General features: G+C 57.9%; 25 protein-coding genes and 1 tRNA gene. 22 read left to right on the top strand and 4 right to left on the bottom strand.

Annotated features, from left to right (window positions below):
* The 20 genes from EDC30_RS02755 (at position 1) to EDC30_RS02660 (ending at position 18,202) form a co-directional block, all read left to right on the top strand.
* A complete protein-coding gene (locus EDC30_RS02755; protein WP_132257024.1) occupies positions 1 to 987 on the top strand; it encodes an NAD(P)H-quinone oxidoreductase in 987 nt (328 codons plus the stop codon).
* Between the two features lie 117 nt (positions 988 to 1,104).
* Positions 1,105 to 1,851 (top strand): triose-phosphate isomerase, encoded by a 747-nt coding sequence (gene tpiA, locus EDC30_RS02750; RefSeq protein WP_132257022.1) that lies wholly within the window; start codon positions 1,105 to 1,107, stop codon positions 1,849 to 1,851.
* Positions 1,852 to 1,902: 51 nt separating this feature from the next.
* Positions 1,903 to 2,307: a preprotein translocase subunit SecG gene (gene secG / locus EDC30_RS02745; RefSeq protein WP_132257020.1), complete on the top strand. Its 405-nt coding sequence runs from the start codon at positions 1,903 to 1,905 to the stop codon at positions 2,305 to 2,307.
* Between the two features lie 91 nt (positions 2,308 to 2,398).
* Positions 2,399 to 2,483, top strand: a tRNA-Leu gene (locus EDC30_RS02740).
* Between the two features lie 134 nt (positions 2,484 to 2,617).
* Positions 2,618 to 2,977, top strand: a complete 360-nt coding sequence (locus tag EDC30_RS02735) for an NADH-quinone oxidoreductase subunit A (protein ID WP_132257018.1) — start codon at positions 2,618 to 2,620, stop codon at positions 2,975 to 2,977.
* 3 nt (positions 2,978 to 2,980) lie between these two features.
* Positions 2,981 to 3,457, top strand: a complete 477-nt coding sequence (locus EDC30_RS02730) for a NuoB/complex I 20 kDa subunit family protein (RefSeq protein WP_132257016.1) — start codon at positions 2,981 to 2,983, stop codon at positions 3,455 to 3,457.
* A gap of 15 nt (positions 3,458 to 3,472) precedes the next feature.
* Positions 3,473 to 4,069 (top strand): NADH-quinone oxidoreductase subunit C, encoded by a 597-nt coding sequence (locus EDC30_RS02725; protein ID WP_132257014.1) that lies wholly within the window; start codon positions 3,473 to 3,475, stop codon positions 4,067 to 4,069.
* Entirely contained in the window at positions 4,069 to 5,322 is a 1,254-nt protein-coding gene (locus tag EDC30_RS02720) for an NADH-quinone oxidoreductase subunit D (RefSeq protein ID WP_132257012.1), read from the top strand. Before EDC30_RS02725 ends, EDC30_RS02720 begins: the two co-directional genes overlap by 1 nt.
* 28 nt (positions 5,323 to 5,350) lie before the next feature.
* Positions 5,351 to 5,830 carry an NADH-quinone oxidoreductase subunit NuoE gene (gene nuoE / locus EDC30_RS02715; RefSeq protein WP_132257010.1) on the top strand — a complete coding sequence of 160 codons (480 nt, stop codon included), beginning with the start codon at positions 5,351 to 5,353 and terminating at the stop codon, positions 5,828 to 5,830.
* Entirely contained in the window at positions 5,827 to 7,122 is a 1,296-nt protein-coding gene (nuoF, locus tag EDC30_RS02710; RefSeq protein ID WP_132257008.1) for an NADH-quinone oxidoreductase subunit NuoF, read from the top strand. Before nuoE ends, nuoF begins: the two co-directional genes overlap by 4 nt.
* A 47-nt stretch (positions 7,123 to 7,169) precedes the next feature.
* A complete protein-coding gene (gene nuoG, locus EDC30_RS02705; RefSeq protein ID WP_132257006.1) occupies positions 7,170 to 9,509 on the top strand; it encodes an NADH-quinone oxidoreductase subunit NuoG in 2,340 nt (779 codons plus the stop codon).
* On the top strand, positions 9,509 to 10,576 hold the full coding sequence (gene nuoH / locus EDC30_RS02700; protein WP_132257004.1) for an NADH-quinone oxidoreductase subunit NuoH: 1,068 nt from the start codon (positions 9,509 to 9,511) through the stop codon (positions 10,574 to 10,576). The genes nuoG and nuoH overlap by 1 nt, the downstream gene beginning before the upstream one ends.
* 13 nt (positions 10,577 to 10,589) lie before the next feature.
* On the top strand, positions 10,590 to 11,078 hold the full coding sequence (nuoI, locus tag EDC30_RS02695; protein WP_132257002.1) for an NADH-quinone oxidoreductase subunit NuoI: 489 nt from the start codon (positions 10,590 to 10,592) through the stop codon (positions 11,076 to 11,078).
* Positions 11,079 to 11,136: 58 nt separating this feature from the next.
* Positions 11,137 to 11,790: an NADH-quinone oxidoreductase subunit J gene (locus EDC30_RS02690; protein ID WP_132257000.1), complete on the top strand. Its 654-nt coding sequence runs from the start codon at positions 11,137 to 11,139 to the stop codon at positions 11,788 to 11,790.
* Positions 11,791 to 11,803: 13 nt separating this feature from the next.
* Positions 11,804 to 12,112 (top strand): NADH-quinone oxidoreductase subunit NuoK, encoded by a 309-nt coding sequence (gene nuoK / locus EDC30_RS02685; protein ID WP_132256998.1) that lies wholly within the window; start codon positions 11,804 to 11,806, stop codon positions 12,110 to 12,112.
* 24 nt (positions 12,113 to 12,136) lie between these two features.
* Positions 12,137 to 14,182: an NADH-quinone oxidoreductase subunit L gene (nuoL, locus tag EDC30_RS02680; protein ID WP_132256996.1), complete on the top strand. Its 2,046-nt coding sequence runs from the start codon at positions 12,137 to 12,139 to the stop codon at positions 14,180 to 14,182.
* 27 nt (positions 14,183 to 14,209) lie between these two features.
* Positions 14,210 to 15,697, top strand: a complete 1,488-nt coding sequence (locus EDC30_RS02675; protein WP_132256994.1) for an NADH-quinone oxidoreductase subunit M — start codon at positions 14,210 to 14,212, stop codon at positions 15,695 to 15,697.
* A gap of 23 nt (positions 15,698 to 15,720) precedes the next feature.
* Positions 15,721 to 17,238: an NADH-quinone oxidoreductase subunit NuoN gene (gene nuoN / locus EDC30_RS02670; protein WP_132256992.1), complete on the top strand. Its 1,518-nt coding sequence runs from the start codon at positions 15,721 to 15,723 to the stop codon at positions 17,236 to 17,238.
* A gap of 20 nt (positions 17,239 to 17,258) precedes the next feature.
* Positions 17,259 to 17,567 carry a DUF2818 family protein gene (locus EDC30_RS02665; protein WP_132256990.1) on the top strand — a complete coding sequence of 103 codons (309 nt, stop codon included), beginning with the start codon at positions 17,259 to 17,261 and terminating at the stop codon, positions 17,565 to 17,567.
* An 80-nt stretch (positions 17,568 to 17,647) separates the two neighbouring features.
* Entirely contained in the window at positions 17,648 to 18,202 is a 555-nt protein-coding gene (locus EDC30_RS02660) for an NUDIX domain-containing protein (RefSeq protein ID WP_132256988.1), read from the top strand.
* A gap of 184 nt (positions 18,203 to 18,386) precedes the next feature.
* On the opposite strand, the gene EDC30_RS02655 is transcribed toward EDC30_RS02660, so the two are convergent.
* Positions 18,387 to 18,656 (bottom strand): hypothetical protein, encoded by a 270-nt coding sequence (locus EDC30_RS02655; RefSeq protein ID WP_132256986.1) that lies wholly within the window; start codon positions 18,654 to 18,656, stop codon positions 18,387 to 18,389.
* A 508-nt stretch (positions 18,657 to 19,164) separates the two neighbouring features.
* Between EDC30_RS02655 and EDC30_RS02650 the strand changes: the two genes are divergently transcribed.
* Positions 19,165 to 20,466, top strand: coding sequence for an NCS2 family permease (locus EDC30_RS02650; protein ID WP_132256984.1), 1,302 nt, complete (start codon positions 19,165 to 19,167; stop codon positions 20,464 to 20,466).
* Positions 20,467 to 20,505: 39 nt separating this feature from the next.
* Here EDC30_RS02650 and EDC30_RS02645 read toward each other — a convergent pair whose 3' ends face one another.
* The gene (locus EDC30_RS02645) at positions 20,506 to 21,318 is read right to left on the bottom strand and encodes a DUF2145 domain-containing protein (RefSeq protein WP_132257252.1); all 813 of its coding nucleotides are present in this window, start codon (positions 21,316 to 21,318) and stop codon (positions 20,506 to 20,508) included.
* A 4-nt stretch (positions 21,319 to 21,322) separates the two neighbouring features.
* A complete protein-coding gene (locus EDC30_RS02640) occupies positions 21,323 to 21,865 on the bottom strand; it encodes a hypothetical protein (protein WP_243656622.1) in 543 nt (180 codons plus the stop codon).
* Between the two features lie 181 nt (positions 21,866 to 22,046).
* Here EDC30_RS02640 and EDC30_RS02635 point away from each other — a divergent pair, with 181 nt between their 5' ends.
* The gene (locus EDC30_RS02635; RefSeq protein ID WP_132256982.1) at positions 22,047 to 22,778 is read left to right on the top strand and encodes a helix-turn-helix domain-containing protein; all 732 of its coding nucleotides are present in this window, start codon (positions 22,047 to 22,049) and stop codon (positions 22,776 to 22,778) included.
* Positions 22,779 to 22,787: 9 nt separating this feature from the next.
* On the opposite strand, the gene EDC30_RS02630 is transcribed toward EDC30_RS02635, so the two are convergent.
* Positions 22,788 to 23,612 carry an alkaline phytoceramidase gene (locus EDC30_RS02630; protein ID WP_132256980.1) on the bottom strand — a complete coding sequence of 275 codons (825 nt, stop codon included), beginning with the start codon at positions 23,610 to 23,612 and terminating at the stop codon, positions 22,788 to 22,790.
* Positions 23,613 to 23,819 lie beyond the last annotated feature (207 nt).

Genomic DNA, 23,819 nt, shown 5'->3' with positions numbered 1-23,819 from the left:
ATGAAAGCGATCGAGATCATCCGCCCAGGCGGACCGGAGGTGTTGCAGTTGTGCGAGCGGCCCATGCCTGAGCCGAAAGAAGGTGAAGTCCTGATCAAGGTCCATGCCGCCGGAATCAATCGTCCGGATGTCTTGCAGCGCATGGGACGTTATCCGGTGCCGCCGGGTGCTTCGGATCTGCCGGGGCTCGAAGTGGCGGGAGAGATCGTTGCGGGTGAGCTGGCCGGCAGCGGTTTCAGTCATGGCGACATGGTGTGCGCGCTGGTGCAGGGCGGCGGTTATGCCGAATACTGCACGGCGCCGCTTGGGCAGTGCCTGCCGCTGCCGCGTGGATTGAATGCGGTGCAGGCGGCATCGTTGCCGGAGACTTTTTTTACGGTGTGGAGCAATGTGTTCGACCGCTCCCGGCTCTCTGAAGGCGAGTCGCTGCTGGTGCAGGGCGGCACCTCCGGTATCGGCGTAACGGCGATTCAGCTGGCGTCAGCACTCGGACACAGGGTTTTTGCCACCGCCGGCAGCGATGAGAAATGCCGTGCCTGCGAAGCCTTGGGCGCCGAACGCGGCATCAACTATCGCAGCGAAGATTTCGTAGAGGTGGTCAAACAGGCTACGGCGGGCAAGGGAGTGGATGTCATTCTGGATATGGTGGGCGGCGACTATGTGCCGCGGGAAATCGACGCACTTGCCGACGATGGCCGCTTGTGCCTGATCGCCCTCCTTGGCGGGGCAAAGAGCACGATAAATCTCGGCCAGATTCTGTTGCGGCGCCTGACACTGACAGGTTCCACTCTGCGTCCCCGTTCCGTCGAATTTAAGGCTGCCATTGCCGCAAACCTGCGGCAAAAAGTCTGGCCTTTGATCGAAGGCGGAAAGATCAGGCCGGTCATCCATAGCACTTTTCCGCTCGACCAGGCATCGAGTGCGCATGTACTGATGGAGTCCAGTGCCCATATCGGAAAAATCGTCCTGACCGTGGCAAGCAGTTGAGGCAAATCCAACTTGTTATTGATGGCAAATTGGCTTTGATCCCGATCCATGCCTGTTAGTTTGACCGCTTTTGCTGCGGCGGGCTAAAATAGCGGGTTAATAAAAAATTTATCTGATATGCGTCGAAAATTAGTAGCGGGCAACTGGAAAATGAATGGCAGCCTGGCTGCCAATGCGTCCTTGTTGGCGGGTATTAAAGCTGGCTTGCAAAAGCCTGCATGCGATATCGCCGTATGCGCGCCTGCGCCGTATCTGGCGCAGTGCCAGTCCGAGCTGGCAGGCACTGGCGTTGCCTGGGGTGCTCAGGACGTATCGGTGCATGAATCCGGCGCGTACACCGGCGAGGTTGCGGCATCGATGTTGCTGGATTTCGGCTGCACTTATGCCATCGTCGGCCATTCCGAGCGGCGCGCCTATCATGCTGAGACAAATGAAGTGGTCGCGCAGAAGGCGGCTCGCGCGTTGGCGTCCGGTTTGACGCCGATTGTATGTATTGGTGAAACGCTGGCAGAGCGCGAAGCCGGCAAGACCGCAGAGGTCGTCGGCAAACAGCTTGATGCTGTGCTGAATACTCTCGATGCTGCGCAATTGGCGAAAATCGTACTGGCTTACGAGCCGGTATGGGCAATCGGCACGGGAAAGACAGCCACGCCGGATATGGCGCAGGAAGTGCATGCCATGCTGCGCAAGCGTCTGGCTGGCGTAAGCGTGGAAGCTGCAGATAAAGTGCGCATCCTCTATGGCGGCAGCATGAAGCCGGAAAACGCTGCGGAATTGCTGGCAATGGAAGACATTGATGGCGGCCTGATCGGCGGCGCATCCCTGAAGGCGGTGGATTTTCTCGCTATTGCTGCGGCTGCCTGAGTTCAATAAATTTTAAAATTAGTGCAATAACCTGCCATTGAAAGTAGATCGATGAATATTTTGTTTACCGCAGTAATCGTGATTCAAGTGCTGTCGGCACTTACCATTATCGGCCTGGTGCTGCTGCAGCACGGTAAGGGTGCTGACATGGGCGCGGCATTCGGCTCCGGCGCCTCGGGCAGTCTGTTCGGCGCCAGCGGTTCGTCGAACTTCCTGTCCAAGTCGACCGCGATTGCGGCAACGATTTTTTTCTGCGCTACGCTGGCGCTGGCCTATATCGGCAATAAGCCGGGCGCGGTTCACGGCGGTGGTGTGATGGAGAACTTGCCGGCCGCTCCGGCTGCGGGCACGGGTGCGCCTTCCCAGGCGCCGAACAATGCCGCGCCGACAACGCAATCGACTGCGCCATCCACCGCCGCGCCCGCTCCCGCGCCGGCAAATCAGATCCCGAAGTGACATTAATTCACTTTAAGACAAAAGTTGTTCATTGTTTTACAGCAATGTGCATTGAACAAAGGTAGTAAAGCGGTTAAAATAGTGGGCTAATGCCGACGTGGTGAAATTGGTAGACACGCTATCTTGAGGGGGTAGTGGCGCAAGCTGTGCGAGTTCGAGTCTCGCCGTCGGCACCAGTAAAAAATAACGAGATCAAAAAGCCAGCAAGGAGACAAACCTGTGCTGGCTTTTTATCGGGGGAAATCGGCGCCAGGCCTGCGGCATGCGGGTCTTCTGCCTTCTAGATTAAACACTCTGCACGAGATACACCGTGAACCTCGAAAATTACTTTCCCATCCTTTTGTTTATCCTGGTTGGCATCGGCGTCGGCGTAGTGCCGCAAGTGCTGGGTCGCGTTCTCGGCCCGCACAAGCCCGATGCTGAAAAGCTCTCGCCGTATGAATGCGGTTTTGAGGCATTCGAAGATGCGCGCATGAAGTTCGACGTGCGCTATTACCTGATCGCGATTCTCTTCATCCTGTTCGACCTTGAAACCGCTTTCTTCTTCCCATGGGGTGTCTCCTTACGGGAGCTTGGTTGGGGCGGTCTTGTAACGATGCTGGTGTTTATCGCCGAATTCGTGGTCGGTTTTTGGTATATCTGGAAGAAAGGCGCCCTGAACTGGGAGTAAGTCATGGCTATTGAAGGCGTATTGAACGAAGGCTTTGTCACCACCACGGCTGACAAGCTGATCAACTGGACCCGTACCGGTTCGCTGTGGCCGATGACTTTCGGCTTGGCGTGCTGCGCGGTGGAGATGATGCATGCGGGCGCTGCCCGTTACGACATGGACCGCTTCGGCGTGATCTTCCGCCCGTCGCCGCGCCAGTCGGACGTGATGATCGTGGCCGGCACGTTGTGCAACAAGATGGCGCCGGCGCTGCGCAAGGTGTACGACCAGATGTCGGAGCCGCGCTGGGTCATCTCGATGGGTTCCTGCGCCAATGGTGGTGGGTATTACCACTATTCGTACTCGGTGGTGCGCGGTTGCGACCGCATCGTTCCGGTGGACGTGTATGTGCCGGGCTGTCCGCCGACTGCTGAGGCGCTGATTTACGGCGTCATGCAACTGCAGAACAAGATCAAGCGCACAAATACGATCGCCCGCTAAGCGCAAAAGCAAACTATGTCGACGAAACTTGAAACCCTTGAAGCCGCCTTGCGCAATGCGCTCGGCGACCATTTGCAAAATCTGAATGTCGCCCTCGGGGAAGTCACAATCGTGGTCAAGGCGGCCGATTACCTGGCGGCCATGCGCGTCTTGCGTGACCATGCCGATTTGCGCTTCGAAGAGCTGATCGACCTGTGCGGCGTCGATTATTCAGCTTACGGCGACGGCATCTGGGATGGTCCGCGCTTCGCGGTGGTGTCGCACCTGCTGTCGATCACGCATAACTGGCGCGTGCGCGTGCGCGTATTTGCGCCGGACGACGATCTGCCGGTGGTGCCTTCCGTGACCGAGATCTGGAATGCCGCCAACTGGTACGAGCGCGAAGCATTCGACCTGCTGGGCATCCTGTTCGAGGGGCATGACGATCTGCGCCGCATCCTGACCGATTATGGCTTCATCGGCCATCCGTTCCGCAAGGATTTCCCGGTCTCCGGCTATGTCGAGATGCGCTACGATCCGGAGCAGAAGCGCGTGATCTACCAGCCGGTGACGATCGAGCCGCGTGAAATCACGCCGCGCGTGATCCGCGAAGAAAAGTACGGGGTCAAATAATGGCTGACATTAAGAATTACACACTCAACTTCGGTCCGCAGCATCCGGCCGCGCACGGCGTGCTGCGCCTAGTGCTGGAGCTGGACGGCGAGGTGATCCAGCGCGCCGATCCGCATATCGGCCTGCTGCATCGCGCCACCGAAAAGCTGGCCGAGCAAAAGACTTACCTGCAGTCCGTGCCTTACATGGATCGTCTCGACTACGTGTCGATGATGTGCAACGAGCACGCCTATGTAATGGCGATCGAGAAGCTGCTGGGCATCGAAGTGCCGCTGCGCGCGCAGTACATCCGCGTCATGTTCGACGAGATCACGCGGCTGCTGAACCATCTGCTGTGGCTGGGTGCGCATGCGCTCGACGTCGGCGCGATGGCGGTGTTCCTGTATGCCTTCCGCGAGCGCGAAGACCTGATGGATTGCTACGAGGCGGTGTCGGGCGCGCGCATGCATGCGGCTTACTACCGTCCGGGCGGCGTATATCGCGATCTGCCGGACACCATGCCGCAGTACAAGGCATCGGTGGTGCGTAACGAAAAAGCGATCCGCGAGCTGAATGAAAACCGCCAGGGTTCGCTGCTGGACTTCATCGAGGATTTCACCAACCGTTTCCCGAAATACGTCGACGAGTACGAAACCTTGCTGACCGACAACCGGATCTGGAAACAGCGCCTGGTCGGCATCGGCGTGGTTTCGCCGGAGCGTGCCAAGGCCATGGGCTTCACCGGCGCGATGCTGCGCGGCTCGGGCGTTGAATGGGATCTGCGCAAGAAGCAGCCGTATGAAGTGTATGATCTGCTGGATTTCGACATTCCCGTGGGTGTCAACGGCGATTGCTACGACCGCTACCTGGTGCGCATCGAAGAGATGCGCCAGTCCAATCGCATCATCAAGCAATGCATCGAGTGGCTGCGCAATAACCCGGGTCCGGTCATGACCGACAACCACAAGGTGGCGCCGCCGTCGCGCGTGGACATGAAGAGCAACATGGAAGAGCTGATCCACCACTTCAAGCTCTTCACTGAAGGTTTCCATGTCCCGTCAGGCGAGGCGTATAGCGCCGTCGAACATCCGAAGGGTGAGTTCGGTATCTACATCGTGTCGGACGGTGCCAACAAGCCGTACCGTCTGAAGATTCGCGCGCCAGGCTTCCCGCATTTGCAGGGCCTGAACGAGATGGCGAAGGGCCACATGATCGCCGACGCGGTGACGATCATCGGTACGCAAGACATCGTGTTTGGTGAGATCGACCGCTGACGCGCGGCCGCTATTTGAGGCAGAAACAATGCTGTTATCAGAGCAAGCTTACAAAAAGATCGATCGCGAGATCGCGAAATTCCCGGCTGACCAGCGGCAATCCGCCGTGATGGCCGCGCTGGCCATTGCCCAGAGCGAACTGGGCTGGCTGCCGCCGGAAGTCATGCAGGAACTCGCCGACTATATCGGCATGCCGGCAATCGCCGTGCAGGAAGTCGCGACTTTCTACAACATGTACAACACCAAGCCGGTCGGCAAGCACAAGGTCACCGTTTGCACCAACCTGCCATGCGCCTTGTCGGGCGGCGTGGCCGCTGCCGAATATCTGAAGAAGAAACTCGGCATCGATTACAAGGAAACTACCGCCGACGGCCAGTTCACCTTGCAGGAAGGCGAGTGCATGGGTGCCTGCGGCGACGCGCCGGTACTGATGGTTAATAACAAGCGTATGTGCAGCCACATGTCGAACGACAAGCTTGACGCGCTGGTGGAGGAGTTGAAGAAATGACCTGCCTGCACGATCGTCATATCAATCCCCTGATCCTGGCGGGTCTGGATGGAAAAAACTGGCACCTGGCCGACTACGTCAAGCGTGGCGGTTACGAGTCGCTTCGTCGCATTCTGACTGAAAAGATCCCGCCGGAGCAGGTCATCGCCGAACTGAAGGCATCGAACCTGCGCGGCCGCGGCGGCGCGGGCTTCCCGACCGGCCTGAAGTGGAGCTTCATGCCGCGCCAGTTCCCGGGGCAGAAGTACCTCGTCTGCAATACCGACGAAGGCGAGCCGGGCACATTCAAGGATCGCGACATCATCCGCTACAACCCACATGCCCTGATCGAAGGCATGGCCATCGGCGCGTACGCGATGGGCATCACCGCCGGCTACAACTATATCCACGGCGAGATCTGGGCTGAATACGAGCGTTTCGAGGAAGCCCTCGAAGAAGCGCGTGCCGAAGGATTTTTGGGCAATAACATCATGGGCAGCGACTTCAGCTTCCAGCTGCATGCTTTCCATGGTTATGGCGCCTACATCTGTGGCGAGGAAACCGCCTTGCTGGAATCGCTGGAAGGCAAGAAGGGCCAGCCGCGCTTCAAGCCGCCTTTCCCGGCGAGCTTCGGCCTGTATGGCAAGCCGACCACGATCAACAATACCGAAACCTTTGCGGCCGTTCCCTTCATCCTGAAGATGGGTGGTGCGGCGTACGCGGCAATCGGTAAGCCGAATGCCGGCGGCACCAAGATCTTCTCGATCTCCGGTGACGTCGAACGTCCGGGCAACTACGAAATCCCGCTGGGTACGCCGTTCTCGAAGCTCCTGGAACTGGCTGGCGGGATGCGCGGCGGTAAGAAGATCAAGGCAGTCATCCCCGGCGGCTCGTCCGCTCCGGTCATCACCGGCGAAGTGATGATGAATCTGGACATGGATTACGACTCGATCGCCAAGGCCGGTTCGATGCTGGGTTCGGGCGCCGTGATCGTCATGGACGAGACCCGCTGCATGGTCAAGTCGCTGCTGCGCCTGTCCTACTTCTATTACGAAGAGTCCTGCGGCCAGTGCACGCCGTGCCGCGAAGGCACCGGCTGGCTGTATCGCATGGTGCACCGTATCGAACACGGGCAGGGCCGTCCGGAAGATCTGGACATGCTCAACTCGATCGCCGACAACATCCAGGGCCGCACGATTTGCGCACTGGGCGATGCGGCAGCGATGCCGGTGCGCGGCATGATCAAGAATTTCCGGGAAGAGTTCGCGTATCACATCGAACACAAGCATTGCCTGGTCCCCGCTTACATTTAAATCTGAGGTGGTGCGCATTGCGTACCCAAGGGCGAAGATAAAAAGCCATGGTTGAAATCGAAATTGACGGCAAGAAGGTAGAAGTGCAGGAAGGCAGCATGGTGATGGACGCTGCCAACAAGCTCGGCACTTACATCCCCCATTTCTGCTATCACAAGAAGCTCTCCATCGCGGCCAACTGCCGCATGTGCCTGGTTGAAGTCGAGAAGGCTCCCAAGCCGCTGCCGGCTTGCGCGACGCCGGTCACGCCGGGCATGATCGTGCGCTCCAACAGCGGCAAGGCCGTCGCTGCGCAAAAGAGCGTGATGGAATTCCTGTTGATTAACCACCCGCTGGACTGCCCGATCTGCGATCAGGGCGGCGAATGCCAGTTGCAGGATCTGGCGGTTGGTTATGGCGGTTCTTCTTCGCGCTATGCCGAAGAAAAGCGTGTAGTGGCACCGAAAGATATCGGTCCGCTGATCTCCACCAAGGAGATGAGTCGCTGCATTCACTGCACCCGTTGCGTGCGCTTTGGCCAGGAAATCGCCGGCGTGATGGAACTGGGCATGCTCAATCGCGGCGAACATTCCGAGATCACTTCCTTCGTCAACAAGACGGTGGAATCGGAATTGTCGGGCAACATGATCGACCTGTGCCCTGTCGGCGCGTTGACTTCGCGTCCGTTCCGCTACGCCGCCCGTACCTGGGAATTGTCGCGCCGTAAATCGGTCAGCCCGCACGACAGCCTCGGCACCAACCTGGTTGTGCAGGTCAAGGGCGGCAAGGTCATGCGCGTGCTGCCACTGGAAAACGAAGCGATCAATGAGTGCTGGATTTCGGATCGTGACCGCTTCTCCTATGAAGGCTTGAACAGCGAGGATCGTCTGACCTCCCCGATGATCAAGCAGGATGGCAAGTGGATCACCACCGACTGGCAAACCGCGCTGGAATACGTTGCGCACGGCCTGCGCAATATCCGTCACGAGCATGGCGCCGATTCCATCGCTGCGCTGGCGACCTCGTATTCGACGCTGGAAGAATTGTCGCTGCTGCAGAAAGTGGTACGCGGCATCGGCTCCGAAAATGTCGATTTCCGCCTGCGCCAGTCCGATTTCGTAATGGATGGCCGTGTCACACCGTGGCTGGGCATGTCGGTGGCCGAGTTCGGCGAATTGCGTCGCGCGTTCGTGATCGGCTCGTTCCTGCGCAAGGATCATCCGCTGCTGGCTGCGCGTCTGCGCCATGCCGCCAAGCGTGGTGCCCAGGTCAGCGTCCTGCATGCCAGCGACGACGATCTGCTGATGCCGGTTACAAACAAGTTTATCGCTGCGCCGTCGCATTGGCTGGCCGCGCTGTCGCAGATCGTCGTGGCTGTTGCCCAGGCGAAGAGCATTGCCGTGCCAGGCGGATTCGAGAATATCGAAGCCTCCCAGGAAGCCCGTGCCATCGCCGAGGGTCTCCTCGCCGACGAGCCGACCGCCATCCTGCTGGGTAACGCCGTTGCGCAGCATCCGCAAGCCGCGCTGCTGCATGCCGCTGCCGAATGGATCGCCAAGAATACCAATGCCAAGTTCGGTTACCTCACCGAAGGCGCCAATACCGTCGGTGGCTATGTCGCCAACGCGATTCCGGGCGAGAAGGGCGCCAATGCGCTGCAGGCTTTCGAGCAGCCGCGCAAGGCATACGTGCTGTTCAATGCCGAGCCGGAACTCGACAGCTACAATCCGCAACAGGCCCGCGCCGCGCTGGAACAGGCTGAGATGGTCGTGGTGATGTCGCCGTTCGCGCATGGCAAGGATTACGCCGATGTGCTGCTGCCGATTGCTCCGTTCTCGGAAACATCGGGTACCTTCATCAGCGGCGAAGGCCGCGCGCAAAGCTTCAATGGCACCGTCAAGCCGCTGGGCGAAACCCGCCCGGGCTGGAAAGTGCTGCGCGTCCTGGGCAATTTGCTGGAGCTCGCCGGTTTCGATTACGACTCTTCGGAAGCTATCCGCAACGAAATCCTTGGTACGTCGACGCCGGCGGATGCTGATGTACACAGCCGCCTGAACAACTTTGCCAATGTCGATCCGCTAGCCGACCGAGTCGTGGCTGCAAGCGATCTCGAGCGCCTGGCTTACGTGCCGATCTACTCTAGCGACGCCATCGTGCGCCGTGCCGAATCGCTGCAGAAAACTGCCGACGCAACAGCACCGGCAGCATGGATCTCCGAAGCTTTGGCACAGAAGCTGGGCATGCAAGCCGGCGGCAAGATCAATGTGAAACAAGGGCAGGGCAGCGCCGTGCTGGAAGTCGGTATTTTCCGCGGCTTGCCTGACCATGTCGTGCGCGTTGCGGCTTCGCATCCGGCCACCGCATCCTTGGGCACCATGTTCGGACCGATCAGCGTGGAGAAAGCATAATGGATCAATTTCTCGCAACACTGCACGCGCAGGGACAGACCTACCTCGGCGCATTCTGGCCGCTGGTCTGGAACCTGCTGAAGATCGTTTGCATCGTGCTGCCCATCATGGGCTGCGTCGCCTATCTCACGCTGTGGGAACGCAAGCTGATCGGCTGGATGCATATCCGCCTTGGCCCGAACCGTGTCGGTCCGGCCGGCTTGCTGCAGCCGATTGCCGATGCCCTGAAGCTTCTGATGAAGGAAATCGTCGTTCCGGCAAAGGCAAACAAGGCCTTGTTCGTGATCGCGCCGATCATGACCATCATGCCGGCGCTGGCAGCATGGGCTGTGGTGCCGTTCGGCCCTGAACTGGCACTGGCTAACATCAATGCCGGCCTGCTGTTCGTCATGGCGATCACTTCCATGGAAGTCTACGGCGTGATCATCGCCGGGTGGGCATCGAACTCGAAGTACGCCTTCCTCGGTGCGATGCGCGCATCGGCACAGATGGTCTCGTATGAAATCGCCATGGGCTTCGCTTTGGTGATCGTGCTCATGGTATCCGGTAGCTTGAACTTCTCAGAAATCGTCGGCATGCAGACCCGTGGCCAGTTTGCTTCCATGGGCCTGAACTTCCTGTCCTGGAACTGGTTGCCGTTGCTGCCGATTTTCGTGATCTACGTGATTTCGGGTATCGCCGAGACCAACCGTCACCCGTTCGACGTGGTGGAAGGCGAGTCCGAAATCGTGGCTGGCCACATGGTTGAATATTCGGGCATGTCGTTCGCGATGTTCTTCCTGGCGGAATACGCCAACATGATCCTGATCTCCTGCCTGGCATCGTTGCTGTTCCTGGGTGGCTGGGATGCGCCGTTCGCCTTCCTGTCCTTTATCCCTGGCTGGATCTGGCTGGGTATCAAGACCTTCTTCGTGGTGTCGCTGTTTATCTGGGCACGCGCATCATTCCCGCGCTACCGCTATGACCAGATCATGCGCTTGGGCTGGAAAGTGTTCATTCCGCTGACCCTGGCTTACTTGGTGATTGTCGCGGTATGGATCATGTCGCCCTGGAATATTTGGAAATAAAGGCTGAGTAAAAATGCAAGCCATCAAGGATTTTTTTGGCAGCCTGATGCTGCGCGAACTGGTCAAGGGTCTGGCCCTGACCGGACGCTATATGTTTGCACGGAAGATTACCGTGCAATTCCCGGAAGAGAAGACCCCGCTGTCGCCCCGTTTCCGCGGCCTGCATGCACTGCGTCGTTATCCCAACGGCGAAGAGCGCTGCATCGCCTGCAAGCTGTGCGAAGCGGTGTGCCCGGCAATGGCCATCACGATCGAGTCGGAACAGCGTGACGACGGTTCGCGCCGTACCACTCGTTACGATATCGACCTGACCAAGTGCATCTTCTGCGGTTTCTGCGAAGAGTCGTGCCCGGTTGATTCGATCGTCGAGACGAATAACCTGGAATACCATGGCGAAAAGCGTGGCGATCTGTACTACACCAAGGAAATGCTGCTGGCCGTGGGCGATCGCTACGAGAAGGAAATCGCCGCAAATCGCGCTGTCGACGCTCCTTATCGCTGATCGGCGAACGGTTCAGCGAATGGTTTACGGCTTCGAAGAATAACTTATCTGGCCCATTATGGAATTTACCACTGCATTGTTTTACGCGTTCTCGGCAGTCATGATCATTGCCGCGCTGCGCGTCATCACCGCAAGGAACCCGGTCCACGCGGCCTTGTTCCTGGTGCTGTCTTTCTTTTCCGCTTCGGCGCTCTGGCTGCTGCTGAAGGCTGAATTCCTTGCCATCGTGCTTGTGCTGGTGTACGTCGGTGCGGTCATGGTGCTGTTCCTGTTCGTCGTGATGATGCTCGACATTAATCTCGAAAAGCTGCGGGAAGGGTTCTGGGGTTATCTGCCGCTGGCGGCAGGTATCGGTGTCGTCGTTGTACTGCAGATGGCTGCGGTGATCTGGCGCGGCTTTCTCACACCTGACCACGTCGTGCCTGCAGCGTCGGCAACGATTGGCACTACCAAGGAATTGGGCAAGCTGATCTATACCCAGTACATCTATGCATTTGAAATCGCCGCCGTGATCCTGCTGCTGGCGATCGTCGCAGCCGTGGCGCTGACCCTGCGCCGCCGCAAGGATGTCAAGCACTTCGATCCGTCCGCAGCGCTGAAGGCCAAGGCTTCCGAGCGCGTGCGCATTGTGAAGATGAAGGCCGAGTCGAACCGCGATAACGGTCAGTCTGTCGGTGAGCAACCTGCTGCGCCGGCAGCAGATCAGAAATAAGAAGGGAAGTACCGTGAGCTTGTCACTTGCGCATTTTCTGGTGCTTGGCGCCATCCTGTTTGCGATTTCGGTCGTCGGCATTTTCCTGAACCGGAAGAACATCATCGTCCTGCTGATGGCGATCGAACTGATGCTTCTGGCCGTGAACATGAACTTCATCGCGTTTTCCCATTACCTGGGCGACGCGGCCGGGCAGATCTTCGTTTTCTTCATCCTGACCGTCGCTGCGGCTGAATCGGCAATCGGTCTGGCTATCCTCGTGGTGCTGTTCCGTAATCAGGACACCATCAATGTTGAAGATCTCGATACCCTCAAGGGTTAACCATAATTAACGATAAGGTCGAACATGGCGGGGCAACTCAACCCTAACCTTCTTCTTGCCGTACCTCTGGCGCCGCTGGCCGGTTCCGCAATTGCGGGCCTGCTGGGTACCAAGTTCTTTGGCAATGTAATCGGTCGCAAGACTACTCATACCGTCACCATCCTGGGCGTGCTGATCGCTTTCCTGATTTCGGTCCAGACGCTGATGGCTGTCATGGACGGTGCCACTTATAATGGCACTGTCTATGAGTGGATGACGGTCGCCGGACTGAAGCTGGAAGTCGGCTTCCTGGTCGACAGCCTGACCGCGATGATGATGTGCGTGGTGACCTTCGTGTCGCTGATGGTGCATATCTACACCATCGGCTACATGGCCGAAGATGAAGGCTACAACCGCTTCTTCGCCTACATCTCGCTGTTCACCTTCTCGATGCTGATGCTCGTCATGAGCAACAACTTCCTGCAGCTGTTCTTCGGCTGGGAAGCGGTGGGTCTGGTGTCCTACCTGCTGATCGGTTTCTGGTACACCCGTCCGACGGCAATCTACGCCAACATGAAGGCGTTCCTGGTGAATCGCGTAGGTGACTTCGGCTTTATCCTCGGTATCGGCCTGTTGCTGGCTTATGCAGGTTCGATGAACTACGGCGAAGTTTTCGCCAAGCGCAGCGAACTCGCTACCATCACCTTGCCGGGCACGGACTGGATGCTGCTGACAGTGGCCTGCATTTGCCTGTTCATCGGCGCGATGGGTAAGTCGGCGCAGTTCCCGTTGCACGTTTGGCTGCCGGATTCGATGGAAGGCCCGACTCCGATCTCCGCGCTGATTCATGCCGCGACCATGGTGACGGCAGGTATCTTCATGGTGACGCGCATGTCGCCGCTGTTCGAGTTGTCCGATACCGCCTTGTCGTTCATCCTGGTGATTGGCGCCATCACCGCGCTGTTCATGGGCTTCCTCGGTATCATCCAGAACGATATCAAGCGCGTGGTAGCATATTCGACGCTGTCACAGTTGGGTTACATGACCGTCGCACTGGGCGCATCCGCCTATTCGGTCGCGGTGTTCCATCTGATGACCCACGCCTTCTTCAAGGCGCTGCTGTTCCTTGGCGCAGGTTCGGTCATCATCGGCATGCACCATGACCAGGACATGCGCAACATGGGCGGCCTGCGCAAGTACATGCCGATTACCTGGATCACTTCGCTGCTGGGCTCGCTGGCCCTGATCGGCACGCCGTTCTTCTCCGGTTTCTATTCGAAAGACAGCATCATCGAAGCCGTGCGCGAATCTCATCTGCCAGGCTCCGGTTTCGCCTACTTTGCCGTCATGGCAGGTGTGTTCGTGACCGCGTTCTATTCGTTCCGCATGTATTTCCTCGTCTTCCATGGTGAGGAACGCTTCGGCAAGGCTCATCACGATCATCACGGCGACCATGCCGATGAAGAGGTCGCTGCCGACCACCATCATGGGCTGGCTCCGGGACAGAAACCGCATGAGTCGCCGCTGGTCGTGACCTTGCCGCTGATCCTGCTGGCGATCCCGTCGGTCATTATCGGTTTCTTCGCCATCAAACCGATGCTGTACGGCGACTTCTTCAAGGGCGTGATCTTCTTCAGCGAAGCGCATCCGACCATGGCGGAAATGGCGCATGAGTTCCATGACGCAGTCGCGATGGCATTGCACGGCTTCACCACGCCGGTGTTTGCCCTGGCATTGGCCGGCGTCGTGGTGGCCTGGTACTGCTACATGGTGAACCCCAAGGTGCCGGCCTGGTTCTATGACAAGTTCCGCGCCGTTCACACACTGCTGGAAAACAAGTACTACATGGACAAGATCAACGAAGTCGTGTTCGCGGGCGGTGCGCGTGTTCTCGGCGGCGGTCTGTGGAAAGTGGGCGACCGCGGCTTGATCGATGGCCTGATCGTCAATGGCAGCGCCAAGGTTGTGGCATGGTTCGCCGTGGTTACCCGTCATTTCCAGTCGGGTTACCTCTACCATTACGCCTTCGTGATGCTTATCGGCGTGCTGGCATTCCTGCTCTGGTTCTTGCCGTTCCCGTTTGCCAAATAACTGGCCCAGCGAAATATAAAAGCAATTATGATGCAGTCAACTATACCTCTCTTGAGCCTGGCGATCTGGAGCCCGATCGCGTTTGGTGCGTTAATTCTGGCATTCGGCCGCGAAAACAACCCGGGCCTCGCCCGTGGCATCGCGCTGCTCGGTTCCATCGTCAGCTTCCTGGTGACGCTGCCTCTCGTGGCGCAATTCGACAATGCGGCGCATGGCATGCAGTTCGTCGAAAAATTCTCCTGGATCGAGCGTTTCCATATTTTCTATTCGCTCGGCATCGATGGCATCTCGCTGTGGTTCGTGCCGCTGACCGCTTTCATCACCGTGCTGGTGGTGCTGGCAGCTTGGGAAGTCATTGAGAACCGCGTTTCGCAATACATGGGCGCGTTCCTTATCCTGTCGGGCCTGATGATCGGCGTGTTCTGCTCCCTCGACGGCATCCTGTTCTACGCCTTCTTCGAAGCGACGTTGATCCCGATGTTCATCATCATCGGTGTCTGGGGCGGCCCGAACCGCGTGTATGCTGCGATCAAGTTTTTCCTGTACACCTTCTTCGGTTCGCTGCTGATGCTGGTGGCGTTGCTGTACCTGTACTTCAAGTCGGGCAGCTTTGCGATCCTGGACTGGCACAAGTTGCCGCTGCCGATCGAAGCGCAGATTCCGATCTTCCTGGCTTTCCTGCTCGGTTTCGCGGTCAAGGTGCCGATGTGGCCGGTGCATACCTGGTTGCCGGATGCCCACGTCGAAGCGCCGACAGGCGGCTCGGTGGTGCTGGCTGCGATCATGCTGAAGCTGGGCGGTTATGGCTTCCTGCGTTTCTCGTTGCCGATTGCGCCGGACGCCAGCCATCAATTGTCCTGGCTGGTCATCACCTTGTCGCTGATCGCCGTGATCTACATCGGCCTGGTTGCGCTGGTGCAGTCCGACATGAAGAAGCTGGTGGCGTATTCGTCGATCGCGCACATGGGCTTCGTGACCCTCGGCTTCTTCATCTTCAACGATATCGGCGTGCAGGGCGGCCTGGTGCAGATGATTTCGCACGGCTTCGTGTCGGGCGCCATGTTCCTGTGCATCGGTGTGCTGTATGACCGCATGCATTCGCGCCAGATCGCAGACTACGGTGGCGTGGTCAATACCATGCCGCGCTTTGCAGCGTTCTTCGTGCTGTTCTCGATGGCGAACTGCGGCTTGCCGGCCACCTCCGGTTTCGTCGGTGAATTCATGGTGATCCTGGGAGCGGTCAAGTACAACTTCTGGATCGGCGTATTGACCGCAACTGCACTGATTCTCGGCGCGGCATACTCGCTGTGGCTGGCCAAGCGGGTCATTTTCGGCGATGTCGGCAACAAGCATGTCGCCGAACTGGTCGACCTGAACAAGCGCGAGTTCCTCATCCTCGGCGTCCTGGCAATTGCGACTCTGGTGATGGGCCTGTATCCGGCGCCGTTCACCGATGCCATGCAGACTTCGGTGACCGACCTGCTCAAGCATGTCGCCACTTCGAAATTGAATTAAATAGCGGTGCTGTCGCCCTTTAAGTGAATAACATGAATTTGATCCCGGCTTATCCAGAAATCTTCCTGTTGATCGCCACGTCCGCGATCCTGCTGATCGACATGTTCGTGTCAGACGCCAAGCGCAACATCACTTATGTGCTGTCGCTGGTGGCGCTGGCAGGGGCTGCGGCGTTGAGCTTCTACTCCTTCGAGGCAGGCGCCGTCACCTACACGTTCAATAACATGTTCGTGTCGGACCCGATGTCGCATCTGCTGAAATTGTTCACCTATCTGGGTACAGCCATTACCCTGGTCTATTCGCGCCAGTACATCGTCTCGCGCGGCATGGCCAACGGCGGCGCCCTGGGCGGTGAATTCTATTCGCTGTCGCTGTTCTCGGTGCTGGGCCAGATGGTCATGATCTCCGGCACCAGCTTCCTGTCGATCTACCTTGGCCTGGAGCTGATGTCGCTGGCCTTGTATGCGCTGGTGGCTCTGCGCCGCAACGATGCGGTGTCGACCGAAGCGGCGATGAAGTATTTCATCTTGGGTGCGCTGTCTTCCGGCTTCCTGCTGTATGGCATGTCCATGCTGTATGGTGCTACCGGATCGCTGGACGTCAACGCTGTCGCCAAGGCCGCCGTATCGGGCACGATCAAGCCCACCGTGCTGGTGTTCGGCATCGTGTTCGTGGTCGCCGGCCTCGCGTTCAAACTTGGCGTCGTGCCTTTCCATATGTGGGTGCCCGACGTCTATCATGGCGCTCCGACTCCGGTGACGCTGCTGCTGGGCGCGGCGCCGAAGCTGGCAACCTTCGCGATCTGCGTGCGCCTGCTGGTGGAAGGCTTGCTGCCGTTGGCAATCGACTGGCAGCAGATGCTGACAGTGCTCGCCGTGCTGTCCTTGATCATCGGTAATGTCACGGCCATTGCGCAAAGCAACCTCAAGCGCATGCTGGCTTACTCGACCATTTCGCACATGGGCTTCGTGCTGCTGGGCTTGTTGTCGGGTGTGGTGGGGCAGAGCAGCAACGGTGCCGTCGGCGCCTATGGTTCGGCTTTGTTCTATTCCATCACCTACGTGCTGACCACGCTGGGTAGCTTCGGTGTCATCATTCTGCTGTCGCGCAGCGGCTTCGAGGCTGACAAGCTGGAAGACCTGAAAGGTCTGAATCAGCGCAGCCCGTGGTATGCATTTGTCATGCTGATGCTGATGTTCTCGCTGGCTGGCGTGCCGCCGATGGTCGGCTTCTATGCCAAGCTTACCGTGCTGCAGGCGGTCTTGAATGCTGGCCAGGTCTGGCTCGCGATCCTGGCTGTCATGGCTTCGCTGGTCGGTGGCTTCTACTACCTGCGTGTCGTCAAGCTGATGTACTTCGATGCGCCTGTTGATAATTCGCCGATCGTGGCAAGCGGCGACCTGCGCTTCACCCTCACCCTGAACGGTATCGCCATGCTGGCTCTGGGCATCGTGCCGGGTGGCCTGATGGCAGCTTGCGAAACAGCGATTGGCCAGTCGATCGGCCATGCGCTGAAAAATCTCGCCAGCATCGCGGCCTGATAAACGAAAACGCGGCATACGTGAGCGCGGCGTTTTCCAGCTGGTTCCTGATCGGGTTGGCGGTTCTTGCCGCCAACCTGCCATTCTTCAATGAGCGGGTGTTGGCAGTCATGCAGCTCGCATCTCTTCCCAAAAAGCCTTTCTGGCTTCGCCTGATCGAATTAATCGTCCTGTATTTTCTGGTAGGCGCGATTGCTTATATGCTGGAAGCCCGTATCGGCAGCGTATTCAAGCAAGGCTGGGAATTTTATGCCGTGACCGGCTGCTTCTTCCTGGTGCTGGCATTTCCTGGTTTTGTCTATCGCTACCTGCATAGGCGCCACGGCTAGAAATTAATTTCTGTCGGATGGCCGGTGGGCTTCCAGTTCGAGAGCGTAGGCCGATATTACTGAAAACTCTTGGAGCGCGCATGGATGAACATTTGAAAGAAACCTTGGTCGATAGCGAGCTCGTCTACGAAGGCGGTTTCCTGAAAGTTCGTCGTGACACCGTGCGTCTGCCGGATGGCAAGACATCGACTCGCGAATATTTTCGTCATCCCGGTGCGGTAGTCATCCTGCCGGTATTCGAGGACGGCACCGTCTTGCTGGAGCGGCAATTCCGCTATCCTCTGGATCAGGTTTTTCTTGAGTTCCCCGCCGGGAAAATCGAGCCAGGTGAAGACCGGCTGAACTGCGCCCAGCGGGAATTGCTGGAAGAGACAGGCTACACGGCGAAACACTGGGAATTTGTCTGCACCATTCATAACGCCATCGCGTATTCCGACGAGTTCCTCGAAATTTACCTGGCTCGGGACCTCACGGCAGGCGAACGCCAGCTTGATGATGGCGAATTCCTTGACGTTTTTCGCGCGCCGCTCGCCGATATCCTGGAATGGGTCAAGGAAGGCAAGATCACGGACGTGAAAACCATCATCGGTACATTTTGGCTGGAAAAGATCCTTAACGGGACCTGGAAAAAATAGTTGTGCAGCAGTAACTGAAGAATACCGCGCGGCACAAGGTTTTTGAAGATATCCAGGCTCTCGTTGCCGGTACACTCTTGCTTTCTCTTGGCGTCGTATTGACTGGCAGGGCAAGTCTGATTAGATACATGGCGATCTGAAGCAGCCCTGGCGTACAGACGCTCTTCCAAATTCGCAGATGCTGTCAGGCCTTGGGAAAGTGGGGCTGCCAACGCTCTCCTGCACGAGCACCAGCATTTCCCGCCGCAACTCCCGCCGGATCGCGCTGGGAATGTCCTGTCAGGCGCTCATACTCGACCGGGTCGTGCGCGCAGAAGAATTCGATTTCCTGTTTATAACCACGGATCAAGCCGCGCAAGCGTTCCTGATTGATCAGGCGAGCATCGCGTTCCTTTTGCATCATGATCTGATAGAGCCGCAGTCCCGGCGTGCAATACGGTTTATCGATGTCCATCTCAGATGGCGCTGGTGCGGCCATCCATCAGTTTTCCGCCCAGCGGGCAGGATGAAATGCAATTGAGATGATGGATGCGCATGGCGATACTCCTGCTGGACATACTGTTTCTACGCAGTTGACTTCCCGGTGCATCGTTGGTTTCGGCTGTGCCGGATGGCCAAAACCAGCTCTTCAGTTTTGCCCTGCAAAGTGTGTTCTGAACATAAATACTGGTCTGTGGTCACATTTGCAACGGCGGGGTTCTTCCAAGGCAGCGGCAGGCATACCAGTGGCAAGCTTATTTAAGCTGCCGTCAAGCTAAGTACCTGACAAGTTTTTTCAAAATGCTGCTGATGTTGTTGCTTCGCCGTAGCAGACATGGAACAGAATGGGTGGCATCAATCACGCCGGAATAAATTCAACCATTGCACAATTTTTCTTGCCGTTGAACTGCCGAATAGGAATAATTCGGGAACAAAAAATAAGGTAGCAATATTCACCATCAGCACCTGAACGGATTTTACCCATGACCCTGATCGACAAACTTTTCGCCCCGGCTTCGCAAGGCAGCGACATCAAGACTGAAGTGCTGGCCGGCGTCACGACATTTCTGACGATGGCCTACATCATCTTCGTCAACCCGGCGATTCTTGGCGACGCCGGCATGCCGAAGGATGCGGTATTCGTTGCGACTTGTCTGGCCGCGGCGATCGGCTCGCTCATCATGGGCCTGTATGCCAATTACCCAATTGCGCTGGCGCCCGGCATGGGATTGAACGCCTATTTCGCCTATGGCGTAGTGAACGGCATGGGGCTGCCGTGGCAGGTGGCGCTCGGCGCGGTCTTCATTTCAGGATGCCTTTTCATGGCGATCAGTCTGTTGAGGGTACGCGAAGCGATCATCAACGGCATTCCGCGTTCGATCCGCCTGGGCATCACCGCCGGCATCGGGCTTTTTCTGGCGATTATCTCGCTCAAGAGCGCGGGAATCATCGCCGCCAATCCGGCGACGTTTGTCACGCTCGGCAACCTCCACAACATACCGACTTTGCTGGCCATTGCGGGTTTCTTGCTGACGGTCGCGCTGGACCAGTGGCGCGTCAAGGGGGCGATTTTGATCGGCATCGTTGCCATTACGCTGGCGAGCTTCGTATTCGCCGGCAATCAGTTCCATGGCGTGGTGTCGATGCCGCCTTCGCTGACGCCGACGCTGTTTCAGCTCGATATCAGTGGAGCATTGTCTGTGGGCATACTGAATATCGTCCTGGTGTTTTTCATGGTTGAACTGTTCGATGCCACAGGCACCCTGATGGGAGTGGCGGGTCGCGCCGGCTTGCTCAAGGAAGGCAAGCTCGATCGCCTGAACCGCGCGCTCCTGGCCGACAGCGGCGCGATTGTGGCCGGCTCGATGCTGGGCACGTCGAGCACCACGGCTTACGTCGAAAGCGCGGCTGGCGTCCAGGCTGGCGGGCGCACAGGATTGACCGCAGTTACCGTGGCGATCCTGTTTCTGGCTTGCTTGTTCATTGCGCCGCTCGCCGGCGCGGTACCCGCGTATGCCACCGCGCCGGCGCTCTTCTACGTTTCCTGCCTGATGGTGCGCGAGCTTGCCGATATCTCCTGGGAAGAAGCGACGGAAAGCGTGCCGGCAGTGATTACCGCGCTGGTTATGCCGTTCACGTATTCGATCGCCAATGGGATTGCGTTCGGCTTCATCAGCTACGCCGCATTGAAGTTGCTGACAGGGCGGGTGCGCAGCGTTACTCCTATCGTGTGGATCATCGCGGCGATTTTTATCGCACGATACGTTTATCTCGGCAGCGAATGACAATCGAAACCGGCCACATAGTTTAGCTAAAAGTGGTCGCTATCGACGCGGCCTGATGATGACCGCCTGGCTGCCAAGATTGGCATTGTTCATCCATATGAATACCGAATCGGCAGTCACGGTTTCAATCACATCGGCAAAGCGTTTCGAAGGAGGGTGATCGTCGAAAGCGACATTGGCTTTCGAGATGCGGGCGCCAAGCCGGGTAAGCGGACCCAGTCGGATGGCCGTCGGCCGATATCCCTGCGATTGCAACCATTCCTGGGCTTCCTCGCGCGAGTTGACCTCGGATGAGATCGCCATGGCGAGCGTCTCAAGCGCCCACTGGTTGGATTGCTGGTATTTCTGTCCCCAGGCATAGCTGACCAGACTGTACTGACGCTGGTTCAGGCAGGTGGCATGTCCAATGTCGGCGAAGAGCGCAAGCAGGCGCTTCTGGATTTCCGGCTTGGGCACCACATAGGCGGCTTCATAGCGCCAGAGATCATCCAGATAAAATTCGGCCAGGCCCTGGCGATAGATCGCCGCGACACCGGTGCCACAATGGTTTAGCTTGTGCAGCACGCGCCAACTGTAGCCGCCATTTCCATCAGGCTGGCGATAGGCAAAACCCAAATGCGAATATTGAACGCCGTGCTTGGACAAATCCTGCCCCTTGCGGGCGAGCAGGACCACATCCTGGCCGCTTGCATCCAGCTCCTTGGTTGTCTGGACTGCCAGAGTTAGCCCACGCTCGATCGTCTCCGTCGTCGGCTTGTTTTCTTCGCACGATCGCCCGGCATGGGCCGCTAACGGCGCCAACATGCCAATGGAAAGAATCGTGACGGCAAATCGGGTTTTCCAGGTATGCATGATCTTAATAAGTGACTTGTTCATTGTGCAGAAGGGTATGTCCCAGCTTATTTGGCACGAATGCGATGGCTTCCTGTGCAACCGACAGGATGCATCCAGCGGCGATCAAGCTGACGGTGACGGTGGTGCCTACCGCTACCGATGCGGCAGCTATGCTTCTGCCGGCGATTTCGAGACTGACGCGGGCGCCGTCCGAAAGACGCTCCAGTACCAGCTCCGTGCCGCGCGCCGTGCTTTCCACCGCTTTGACAACCAGTACCGCGCCCGAGGTAGATAACGCCAATGGAACAGTAGCGACCGATCCGGCAACAGCGCTGCCGCCGACAAGCAACGAAGCGACAGGCAGCATGGAAGCGGTGCTGGCCGCGGTAGAGGCATCCTGACTTGCATAGGCATTGGTACTTGCGCTTAATGCGGCGGTGGCAAAGCATAGCGCTGCCAGCGATGTGTTCAGCAAACGCCGCATGCGCGAGCTTCCCGAAGACGAGGGGGAGTTCTTATTGGCCGGTACATGGAACGGCCCAGTTGTCTGCAAATGAGAATTCATGAAGTGCTCCTTGTGTAGTCGTTCTGCGGTGCGATTCTGTTGAATGACGCGTGGCGGATGTTGAAATGGTGATGCCAGTGCTGCTGCTTTCGCCTTTGGGTATTATTTGGTGATACCATTTCGGCAATCTTTTAAAGAGGCATCTCGAAAGCTATTCGACCTTCGACCAAAAAATCACCTTATGACGACCACTGCCAAACTGATCAGCGTGCTCAAGGATGAACTGAAAGCTGCCCACGTCACCTACGCGGAATTGGGGCGCCGGCTCGATATGGCGGAGTCCAGCGTCAAGCGTATGTTCGCCAAGGCGGATATGCCGCTATCGCGGATCGATGCGATTTGCGCAGCCTTGAAACTGGATTTTTCCGAACTGGCACGCCGCGTGGCGGATGCGCAGCCGCTGCTGTCCGAGCTGACGCTGGCGCAGGAAAAGGCGGTCGTCGGCGACAGAAAGCTGCTGCTCGTGGCGATTTGCGTGCTGAGTCATTGGACGCTGGAGCAGATCACGCAGAACTACCTGATGTCTGAAGCCGAGACGATCAAGTATCTCGTGCAGCTCGACAGGCTAGGTTTTATCGAGCTGCGTCCGATGAACCGTTACCGCTTGAAGGTGGCGAAGACTTTCCGCTGGCGTCCGCATGGTCCGGTCATGAATTTCTTCCGTGACCATGCCTTGAACGATTACTTCGCCGGTGGATTCGACCGCGAAGATGAATCGCTGGTGCTGGTGCATGGCTCCATCAGCAAAAGTCTGGCGCCGCTCTTCGTGGAGCGGCTGCAGCGCGTTGCCCAGGATTTTGCGCAACAGCATCTGGCGGACCAGAAGCTGGGCGAGCAGCATAGGGAAGGGTACACGCTGCTGCTGGCCATGCGTTCTTGGGAATTCGCGCCGTTCCAGCAGATACGGCGCTAAGTCATATTGCTACTTGGCTTGCGGATGCGGAATCGACGAGCCGGCATGGCGAACCCGGCTTGCCAGTTGGCGCGCGACGATGAGCGCCGCGAGGCTGGCAAGGACATGCTTCAAGGTATGTCCGCTTATGAGCGCAAGTGCATCCAGCATTTGCCAGTCCGCCAGCTCACATAGCTTGGCCAGGACATAGAGGCCGATGGCGCTGGCAAACATGAGGCGTTCCTGCCGTGGTCGATCCGCCAGATGCTGCAGCAGCGGCACCAGAATCAGCGGCAATAACTGCAGCAACAAGTAAGGCCTCAAGTCTCCTGCACCCTCCAGGTCGGTAAGGCGCCACCAAGCGACGCTGACGATTGCCGCTGCGCCCAGCAACCACACCAGCCAGCGCGGACTGCCGAGCGTTTCGCGCCACACTGCGGCCAGCAGGCCGGCACAGGCCAGCGCAATCGGCAGGCGGTCGAATACCAGGCTCGCGTTGTCTGGCGCCAAGTGGTACCAGCTCGAACCCAGTGCCGTCAGCGCCAAGGCGCCGAAGAACAATCGATATCCGGCAATACCAGCGGCAAAGGCAGGATGCGCTTCCTGTCGCCGCAAGATCAACAATCCATACGCTGCCACGGCGGCAAATCCCAGATTCGACAAGACATCGGCGGCATGCTCGATGCCCAGCCATGTCCGCTGGTCGGCGAAGTTGTGATAGTCGGATAGCTGATTGATCGGGCCATGCCAGAGCATGGCGAGAGCCGTGATCAGGACGATGGCGATAGGCAGGATATGGCGCTGCGATGGCATAGCGCCTTCCTGTGCGGGATAGGGTGTTGTGTGGTGAGACATCTGGCCTCCTTGAATAGTTGAAGTGCGCAGTCTTGCAGAGAGGGCCAGCGCTGGGACTGTTTAAGCTGTGATGTCGAGTATGGTAGGTCTTTTGGTATTAAAAAAATATACTTGATTTAATATTTGTTCAATATGGGTACGTATCTCGCTACTCTGTGCACGTATCAGGGAGCGCCGCGATCCCCGCATGAAGCGGACAAGTGCGTT

It is taken from the genome of Paucimonas lemoignei, assembly GCF_004342585.1.
Taxonomy (GTDB): domain Bacteria; phylum Pseudomonadota; class Gammaproteobacteria; order Burkholderiales; family Burkholderiaceae_D; genus Paucimonas; species Paucimonas lemoignei.
The sequence above is the reverse complement of the archived record's forward strand: the minus strand, read 5'-3'. Positions and strand labels throughout refer to the sequence as shown.